Source organism: Micromonospora sp. NPDC004336 (genome assembly GCF_053602615.1).
This window is the reverse complement of record NZ_JBSGDY010000238.1, coordinates 1-7295: the sequence shown is the minus strand read 5'-3', so window position 1 is coordinate 7295 and position 7295 is coordinate 1. Positions and strand designations below refer to the sequence as shown.

Annotated in this window: 10 protein-coding genes; 3 read left to right on the top strand and 7 right to left on the bottom strand. The window is 72.7% G+C overall.

Annotated features, from left to right (window positions below; genetic code table 11):
* Window positions 1-43 precede the first annotated feature (43 nt).
* The 7 genes from ACWENR_RS28595 to ACWENR_RS28565 form a co-directional block, all read right to left on the bottom strand.
* Entirely contained in the window at window positions 44-964 is a 921-nt protein-coding gene (locus ACWENR_RS28595; RefSeq protein WP_452280055.1) for a SigE family RNA polymerase sigma factor, read from the bottom strand.
* A 102-nt stretch (window positions 965-1066) separates the two neighbouring features.
* Window positions 1067-1942, bottom strand: coding sequence for a PH domain-containing protein (locus tag ACWENR_RS28590; RefSeq protein ID WP_091098328.1), 876 nt, complete (start codon window positions 1940-1942; stop codon window positions 1067-1069).
* A gap of 6 nt (window positions 1943-1948) precedes the next feature.
* A complete protein-coding gene (locus ACWENR_RS28585; RefSeq protein WP_007455302.1) occupies window positions 1949-2107 on the bottom strand; it encodes a hypothetical protein in 159 nt (52 codons plus the stop codon).
* A 151-nt stretch (window positions 2108-2258) separates the two neighbouring features.
* Window positions 2259-2960 carry a DUF6758 family protein gene (locus ACWENR_RS28580; protein ID WP_452280054.1) on the bottom strand — a complete coding sequence of 234 codons (702 nt, stop codon included), beginning with the start codon at window positions 2958-2960 and terminating at the stop codon, window positions 2259-2261.
* Between the two features lie 69 nt (window positions 2961-3029).
* Complete coding sequence (locus ACWENR_RS28575; protein WP_452280053.1) at window positions 3030-3653, bottom strand: TrmH family RNA methyltransferase; 624 nt, start codon at window positions 3651-3653, stop codon at window positions 3030-3032.
* A 61-nt stretch (window positions 3654-3714) separates the two neighbouring features.
* Window positions 3715-4218 (bottom strand): hypothetical protein, encoded by a 504-nt coding sequence (locus tag ACWENR_RS28570; RefSeq protein WP_452280052.1) that lies wholly within the window; start codon window positions 4216-4218, stop codon window positions 3715-3717.
* A gap of 83 nt (window positions 4219-4301) precedes the next feature.
* On the bottom strand, window positions 4302-4817 hold the full coding sequence (locus tag ACWENR_RS28565) for a MaoC family dehydratase (RefSeq protein ID WP_452280051.1): 516 nt from the start codon (window positions 4815-4817) through the stop codon (window positions 4302-4304).
* A gap of 547 nt (window positions 4818-5364) precedes the next feature.
* On the opposite strand from ACWENR_RS28565, the gene trxA reads away from it, so the two are divergent.
* The 3 genes from trxA (at window position 5365) to ACWENR_RS28550 (ending at window position 7275) form a co-directional block, all read left to right on the top strand.
* Window positions 5365-5727 (top strand): thioredoxin, encoded by a 363-nt coding sequence (gene trxA / locus ACWENR_RS28560; protein ID WP_452280050.1) that lies wholly within the window; start codon window positions 5365-5367, stop codon window positions 5725-5727.
* Window positions 5728-5920: 193 nt separating this feature from the next.
* Entirely contained in the window at window positions 5921-6361 is a 441-nt protein-coding gene (locus ACWENR_RS28555) for a hypothetical protein (protein ID WP_452280049.1), read from the top strand.
* Entirely contained in the window at window positions 6358-7275 is a 918-nt protein-coding gene (locus ACWENR_RS28550) for an HTTM domain-containing protein (RefSeq protein WP_452280048.1), read from the top strand. Before ACWENR_RS28555 ends, ACWENR_RS28550 begins: the two co-directional genes overlap by 4 nt.
* Window positions 7276-7295: the final 20 nt, after the last annotated feature.

Below are 7295 nucleotides of genomic sequence, written 5' to 3'. Positions count from 1 at the left end.
GTGGTCTGCCCGAAGGGCATCCCGCTGAACACCATCGGCCGGCTCAACCGCGACTACCTGGTGGCCACCTCCAAGCGGGGCGACAACACCCCGGCCCGACGCCGTGGGCTGCCGGTCCGACGCCGTGGGCCGACGACCCGACGCCCGGCGCGGTGGGGCCGGTGCCGGACGCCACCGGCACGGCGGGCGCGGCACCCGGAGCGGCGACGCGCGGCGGGGCGGCGGTCGCCGCGACGACGGCCGCCGCGTCCGCCCCGACCACCATCGTCGGAGCGCCGTAGGCCGGCGGCCGTCCGGCGTCGGCGGGCCCGGGCCGTCCGGTGCCAGCGGACACGGGCCGGCCAGCATCGGCGGGCACGGGCCGGCCGGCATCAGCGGACCGGCCGACAGCGGCGGACGCGGGACGGCCGGTGGGGGTGCTCCGGGGACGGTCCGGGGAACGGTCGACCCCGGCCGGCAGGTCGAGGGCCGCCTCGGCCCCCATCCGGCGACGCAGGGTGCCCAGGGCGCGCGAGGTCTGGCTCTTGACCGTGCCCGGCGAGATGCCGAGCAGGGCGGCGGTCTGCGCCTCGGACATGTCCTCGTAGTAGCGCAGCACGAGCACCGCCCGCTGCCGGGTGGGCAGCGCGCTCAGGTGACGCCAGAGCAGGTCCCGGTCGAGCTGCTGCTCGATCTCGTCGACCGCGGCGCGCTCCGGCAGCGTCTCCGTGGGCCGCTCACCGTGCCACCGCCGGCGCCACCAGCTCGTCGAGGTGTTGACCATGACCCGGCGGGCGTACGGCTCGATCGCCTCGATCCCGCCGAGCCGCTTCCAGGCCAGGTAGGTCTTGGTCAACGCGGTCTGCAGCAGGTCCTCCGCGGTCGCCCAGTCCCCACTGAGCAGGTACGCGGTGCGCAGCAGGGCGCCGGAGCGGGCCGCGACGAAGTCGCGGAACTCCTCCTCCAAGGGATCCCTGCCAGCCATCAGCCACCTCCGCGACCCGTTTCCCTGGCAGGTTGCCACGCCCCGGGTGGCCGGGTCGACGGCGAATGGTGCGCAGTTCCTCCGATGTTCGGACGAAAAGTTTCACGCCCCGTCGTCGGCCTTGGCCTCGTCGGCCTCCTTGCCCAGCCGCGCCTCGACCGCCTGCGGCTCGTACATCTCCTCGACGACGCGCAGGTAGAGCTCGTTGGGGTTGGGCAGGTTCTTGATCTCGCGGAGCGCCTGCTCCTGACCGGCGGACTCCAGCACGAAGGTGCCGTAGTTGAGCGCCCGGCCCGTCGGGGTCTGCTCGTATTTCATGTCGGTGACCCGGACCAGCGGCATCATCGCGACCTGCCGGGTGATGATGCCGTTGACCACCATCACCCGCTTGTTGGTCAGGATGAAGCGGTCGTACCACCAGTCGGCGACCTTCCACGCCACCCAGCCCATCACCGCGAACCAGAGCAGCACGGCGATCGTGGTCAGCGCCCCCACGTCCTGCCCGGCGAGGAAGCCGGAGAGGTAGCCGAGCACGAACGTCGCGGCGATGCCGACCAGCAGCGGGGTGGAGAGGTGGATCCAGTGCCGCTTCCACTCGCCCCGGTAGCGCTCGGTGGGGAAGAGGTAGCGCGCGACCAGCGAGCTGGGCTCGTCCTCCAACGGCAGGACCCGGCGTGGGGTCATGCCGGCGGCGTCGGCCCGCAGGCCGGCCAGCTCGTCCTCCGAGATCTGGGGCGGCTGGTAGCCGGCCTCGGGATCGCGGATCCAGGCCCGACCGGACCGCCCCTCCCCCGCGTAGGCCGGGCCGTCGCCGTAGCCGGCGTCGTCCGAAAGGGAGGGGCCGTCGCCGAGGCCCGGGCCGGTGCCGTAGCCCGGCCCGTCGTCGGGCCCGAGCCGAGGGATCGGCTCCGTGTCTCGCTCCCGGCGCTCCCGGTCGGGGTCGTCGGGGTCGAAGGGTGGACCGGAGGGGCTTCCCATCGGCGGTTAGGCCACGAGACTGGTGAAGAAGTCGCCGAAGCCCTGGGCGATGTCCATGATGCCGCCGCCCAGGGACTTGAAGACGTCCGCAGCAGAATTTGGCCGGTAGGCGACGAAGAAGATCAAGAATGCGATTCCGGCCCAGGTGAGGACCTTCTTGACCATGGCGGGCCATCCTCTCGCGCGGCGCCGGGTCCCATTACCGCAGCGGCACCCAGAGTATCAGTGTGGTGTCGTACAGTGAATATCTGCGTCCGTTCTCCGACATTCCGGGATGGAAGTCAAGCCCTGGAGCCCTGCGAGGCCCCGGAACCTGTCAAGCCTTCCCGTGCAGATACGGAGACGGTGCGCCGTACACGAGCTCGGGCGGTGTCCACTCGGTCAGGTCGTGCAGCACGACGTCTTCCGCGAGCAGGTGACCCGCACTCGCCGGCCAGGCTATCGCATGGAGCCACAAACCCCGAGCCTCGCCGGCGTACGCGCTTCGATCTGTCGGCGAGTTCACGAGCCACAGTGGAGTCGGGTGACCGGCCACCTTGATCCTGGCCTGCCCGACGTGCTCCGGGTGGCCGGGGCCGGGGTCGGTCAGCGCCTCGGCCAACTCCGGGCCGGGATCGGGGCCGACCATCCCGGCGAACCGGGTGCCCAGGCCGACGCCGGGCTCCTCCGCCACGAAGACCACGTCGGCGGGGCCCTCGCCGAGCGGCGCGGGGCCGGCGCAGGCCACGGCCGTGGCGCGGACGCCGGTCCGGTCGTCCCCGGCGTACGCGACCCCGGTCACGGTCCAGCCCGGCGGCAGTGGCCACGGGCACCACAGGGGCGTCGGCGGCCGGCCCGGCGGGTCGGCGGCGGCGGTGATGCGGTCCACCACGCTGGCGACGATCTCCGCGCCGATGTGCTCGGGCACGTGCAGCGGGGGAACGGGCCCGCAGTCCAGGCAGCGCGACTCGGTGTGCATCAGGTCCGGCGCCCGCACCGGCCCCCCACATCTCGGACAACTCACCGCGACACTCACCATCCCACCGTCGCCCCGCACCGCCGCCCCGTCAAGCGGAGCGCCGGTTTCGGTGCCACCGACCGGGGTCTGTCAGGTCGGCGGTGGGCCGGCGTGCGCGCGGATCCAGGCGTGCATCGCGATGCCGCTGGCCACGCCGGCGTTGATCGACCGGGTGGAGCCGTACTGGGCGATGGAGAAGAGCTGGTCGCAGGCGGCACGCGCCGCGTCGGAGAGGCCGGGCCCCTCCTGCCCGAAGAGCAGGACGCAGCGCCTCGGCAGGGTGGTGGTCTCCAGCGGGCGCGACCCGGGCAGGTTGTCGATGCCGACGACCGGCAGCGCCAGCCCGGCCGCCCAGTCGACGAACTCCTCGATCGTCCCGTGGTGCCGGACGTGCTGGTAGCGGTCGGTCACCATCGCCCCGCGCCGGTTCCACCGGCGGCGGCCCACGACGTGCACCTCGGCGGCGAGGAAGGCGTTCGCGTTGCGGACGACCGTGCCGATGTTGAAGTCGTGCTGCCAGTTCTCGATCGCCACGTGGAAGTCGTGCCGGCGTCGGTCCAGGTCGGCCACCACCGCCTCCCGCCGCCAGTAGCGGTAGCGGTCGACGACGTTGCGCCGGTCGCCCTCGGCGAGCAGCTCGGGGTCGTAGCGCGGGTCGTCCGGCGGGTCCCCCGGCCACGGTCCCACGCCGACGTCGAGCTGGTCTCCGGTCACGGTCAGGCAGGGTACGGCCCGCGGGTGCCGCCCCGGGCCGCGGCCCCGCCGGCCCGCCCGGTCAGCCCAGCCCCAGGGCGCCGCCCAGCCGGTCGAGGAACCGGCGGTCGGCGGGTGCCGACGGCAGCCCCTCGGCGCCGGCCGTCGCCGCCCGGCAGACCCGGGCCGCGACCGACTGCACCCACTGCCGGTACGCCGCCGAGTCGGCGGGATCGGCCCGCCGCAGCACCCGGGTCGCGGCCCGGCAGGCGGCGAGCAAATCCACCACGTCGGTGACCCGGTCGACGGGCGGCGACGCGCCGTCGTGCCGGGCGTAGATGGCGGCGACCACCGCGCGTACGAGATCGCTGTCGAAGGCGCGACCGGCGGCCACCGCGTCGAGGCCGGCGAGCCCGGCGGAGACCGTCCGGCGGGGCCGGCCGGGGCCGGGCGCGGCGGCGGCGACGAGCACCCGGCCGGGCAGGCCGGTCAGCAGGTCCCACTCGGCGGCGGAGTAGACGGCGGTGGTCGACGGTGCGGCGCGGCGGCCGGCAGAGGGCGGCTCTCCGGCGACGGAGTGGCTCATGAGGACCTCCGGCGCCAGCATATGCCCCGGAACGGAAAAAAGGCCCCTTCCACCCGGAACCCGGGCGGGAAGGGGCCGTCGCGTCAGCGGGGCTCGGGGAAGCTCGGGCGCTCCGGGTCCACACCCTCGGGCACGTTCGCGGCCGCGTACTCCTTCTTGGGGACCATCACCCGGCGGCGGAAGACGCAGACCATCGTGCCGTCCTGGTTGTAGCCCCGGGTCTCCACCGACACGACGCCCCGGTCGGGCTTGGAGGACGACTCCCGCTTGTCCAGCACGGTGGTCTCGCCGTAGATCGTGTCGCCGTGGAACGTCGGCGCGACGTGCCGCAGCGACTCGACCTCCAGGTTCGCGATCGCCTTTCCGCTGACGTCGGGCACCGACATGCCGAGCAGCAGCGAGTAGATGTAGTTGCCGACCACGACGTTGCGCTTGAACTGGCTCGCCGACTCGGCGTAGTGCGCGTCCATGTGCAGCGGGTGGTGGTTCATCGTGAGCAGGCAGAAGAGGTGGTCGTCGTACTCGGTGACCGTCTTGCCGGGCCAGTGCCGGTAGACCGCGCCGACCTCGAACTCCTCGTAGTAGCGGCCGAACTGCATCCTTGTCCCCTTCGACGGGCGGCGATGGAGTTCGGCACAGCATGCCTTATCGAGTGTTAAGGCAGCGGGTGGGGCGCGGGCCGGGCGGAAATGTCACACCGGCGCTCCCGGGGGGAGACGCAATGAGCGGCGGGGCCCTCCCCGGCACCCGCCGCCCACGCTCTGATGCGGAAGATTCTGCCCCACCGCGACGCGGAGAGAACAGAGATCGAGGTCACATTTATCTTTTTGTAACACTACTCTCCGTAGCTTGGTCGGGAGCCTTTGGCGATCTCCGCACACGCGATAGCCGCTTGTCAAGCGCCAGATTGCTCATTTCTGCCGACCTACCGTGTCGATCTTTGTGGAAGCGCTCCCATCACGGCTTGTCACGCAAATGCGTCCTGCACTTGCGGTCCGCACGAGCGCATCGAAGCCACGCCGATCGATGAAGGGCGGCACCGGCGACCGGCGCGAGCGCGCGTTTCGGTGGTCGGATGGCGGGAATTCCACGAGGTACGCCCTGGTTCCACCAGACGTAGCTATTCCGCGCCGATCGGAGACTTTCATGGCAACCGTAGAGCTGACCACGGCAAACTTCGACGAGGTCGCCAGCAGCGACGGCATCGTGCTCGTCGACTTCTGGGCCGAGTGGTGTGGCCCGTGCAAGCGGTTCGCCCCGGTCTACGAGCGCTCCTCGGAGAAGCACCCCGACATCGTCTTCGGCAAGGTCGACACCGAGGCGCAGCAGGAGCTGGGCGCCAAGTTCGACATCCGCTCCATCCCGACCATCATGGCGATCCGCGACGGCGTCATCGTCTTCGCCCAGCCGGGCGCCCTTCCCGAGTCCGCCCTGGAGAACCTGATCGAGCAGGTCCAGGCCCTCGACATGGACGACGTCCGCCAGAAGCTGGCCGGTCACCAGCACTGAGCCGAGCCACACGACGGCCGGGCCCGCGGGCCCGGCCGTCGTCGCGTCTAGCGGGCGGGCGCGGCGGCCCTCGCCTCCGGTTCCCATCCCCTCCGGCGGGTCCGCGGGCCCGGCCGGTCCCGCCACCCGGCGGCGACATGTGGCCGCCGGAGGGACCCGGGACGGGCGGTACATCCCGTATCGTCACGACCCGATGGAGACCTTGACCAGCCGCGGTCGCGCTATCCGGCTCGCCGCCACCGCCCTCGGCCTGGCCGTCCTGCTCGCCGGCACCGTCTGGGGCACCGACGACCACTTCCCGTTCGGCCCGTTCCGGATGTACTCGACCTCGAACCCACCCAGCTCCCCCGCCCCGGACACCCGCGTCGAGGGCGTCGACAGCACCGGCGCGGTCGTCGACCTGGGCGAGAGCGCCACGGGCATCCGCCGCGCCGAGATCGAAGGCCAGCAGGACCGCTACGCCGCCGACCCCGAGCTGCTCACCGAGGTCGCCGACGCGTACGCCGAACGCCACCCCGGCGCGGCCGAGCTGGTGGAGGTCCGCATCGTGATCCGCTGGCACGGCATCCGGGACGGCCGGCCGACGGGCCGCTGGACCGACGAGACCGTGGTCTCCTGGAGGGCGCCCCGATGACCCGCTGGTTGACCGAGCCGGTGCCCCGCGGCCGGGTGGCCGCCTTCCGGACCCTGATCTATCTCTTCGTCGCCGCCGACCTGGTCGTCTTCACCCCATGGGTGCGCACCCGCGTCTCCGTGCCCGGGGAGCTCTACCAGCCACTGCTCGCCGGGCGGATCCTGCCGCTGCCCACACCCACCCCGGCGCTGGTCGCCGCGCTCTTCTGGGCCCTGCTGCTGCTCGCCCTGCTCGCCGCGACCGGCCGGGCGCCCCGGCTGCTCGGCTGGGCCGTCTTCGCGCTCTACTTCGAGTGGATGATCGTCGCGATGAGCTACGGCAAGGTCGACCACGACCGGTTCGGCCTGCTCGTCGCGCTGGCCGTCCTGCCCACCGCCGGCCGGGCCCGGCACGGCGACGCCACCCGCACCGAGGCGGGCGGCTGGGCGCTGCGGGTCACCCAGATCGCCGTCATCTGCACGTACTTCCTGGCCGCCTGGGCCAAGCTGCGCTTCGGCGGGCTGGACTGGCTTACCGGCTCGGTGCTGGCCCGGGCGATCATCCGGCGCGGCACCGAGCTGGCCGACCTGATCGCCTCGGTGCCCTACCTGCTGATCGTCGCCCAGTTCGGCATCGTCGCGTTCGAGCTGCTCAGCCCGGTGGTCTTCCTGCTGCGGGAGCGCTGGCGGCTGGCGACCGTGGGCTTCTTCTACTCGTTCCACCTGGTCACCATCGCGACCATCACCATCTCGTTCGCCCCGCACCTGGCGGCGATGACCAGCTTCCTGCCGCTGGAGCGGGTGCGGCCCGTCGTCTGGGCGCGCCGGCTGCTCGGCCGGGCCCGACGGGACACCGGGCAGGCCGCCGACGCCGCCGGCCCCGCGCCGTCGCTGGCCGGTCAGGCGTCCGCGGCCGGCCGGCCGGACGGGCCGTAGAGGCGCTCCCGCGCCTCCTG

Bases quoted from the DNA above. Each gene is read 5' to 3' on its own strand.
- ACWENR_RS28595 (WP_452280055.1), bottom strand. From the start codon at position 964: ATGGCTGGCAGGGATCCCTTGGAGGAGGAGTTCCGCGACTTCGTCGCG.
- ACWENR_RS28590 (WP_091098328.1), bottom strand. From the start codon at position 1,942: ATGGGAAGCCCCTCCGGTCCACCCTTCGACCCCGACGACCCCGACCGG.
- ACWENR_RS28585 (WP_007455302.1), bottom strand. From the start codon at position 2,107: ATGGTCAAGAAGGTCCTCACCTGGGCCGGAATCGCATTCTTGATCTTC.
- ACWENR_RS28580 (WP_452280054.1), bottom strand. From the start codon at position 2,960: ATGGTGAGTGTCGCGGTGAGTTGTCCGAGATGTGGGGGGCCGGTGCGG.
- ACWENR_RS28570 (WP_452280052.1), bottom strand. From the start codon at position 4,218: ATGAGCCACTCCGTCGCCGGAGAGCCGCCCTCTGCCGGCCGCCGCGCC.
- ACWENR_RS28565 (WP_452280051.1), bottom strand. From the start codon at position 4,817: ATGCAGTTCGGCCGCTACTACGAGGAGTTCGAGGTCGGCGCGGTCTAC.
- trxA (WP_452280050.1), top strand. From the start codon at position 5,365: ATGGCAACCGTAGAGCTGACCACGGCAAACTTCGACGAGGTCGCCAGC.
- ACWENR_RS28555 (WP_452280049.1), top strand. From the start codon at position 5,921: ATGGAGACCTTGACCAGCCGCGGTCGCGCTATCCGGCTCGCCGCCACC.
- ACWENR_RS28550 (WP_452280048.1), top strand. From the start codon at position 6,358: ATGACCCGCTGGTTGACCGAGCCGGTGCCCCGCGGCCGGGTGGCCGCC.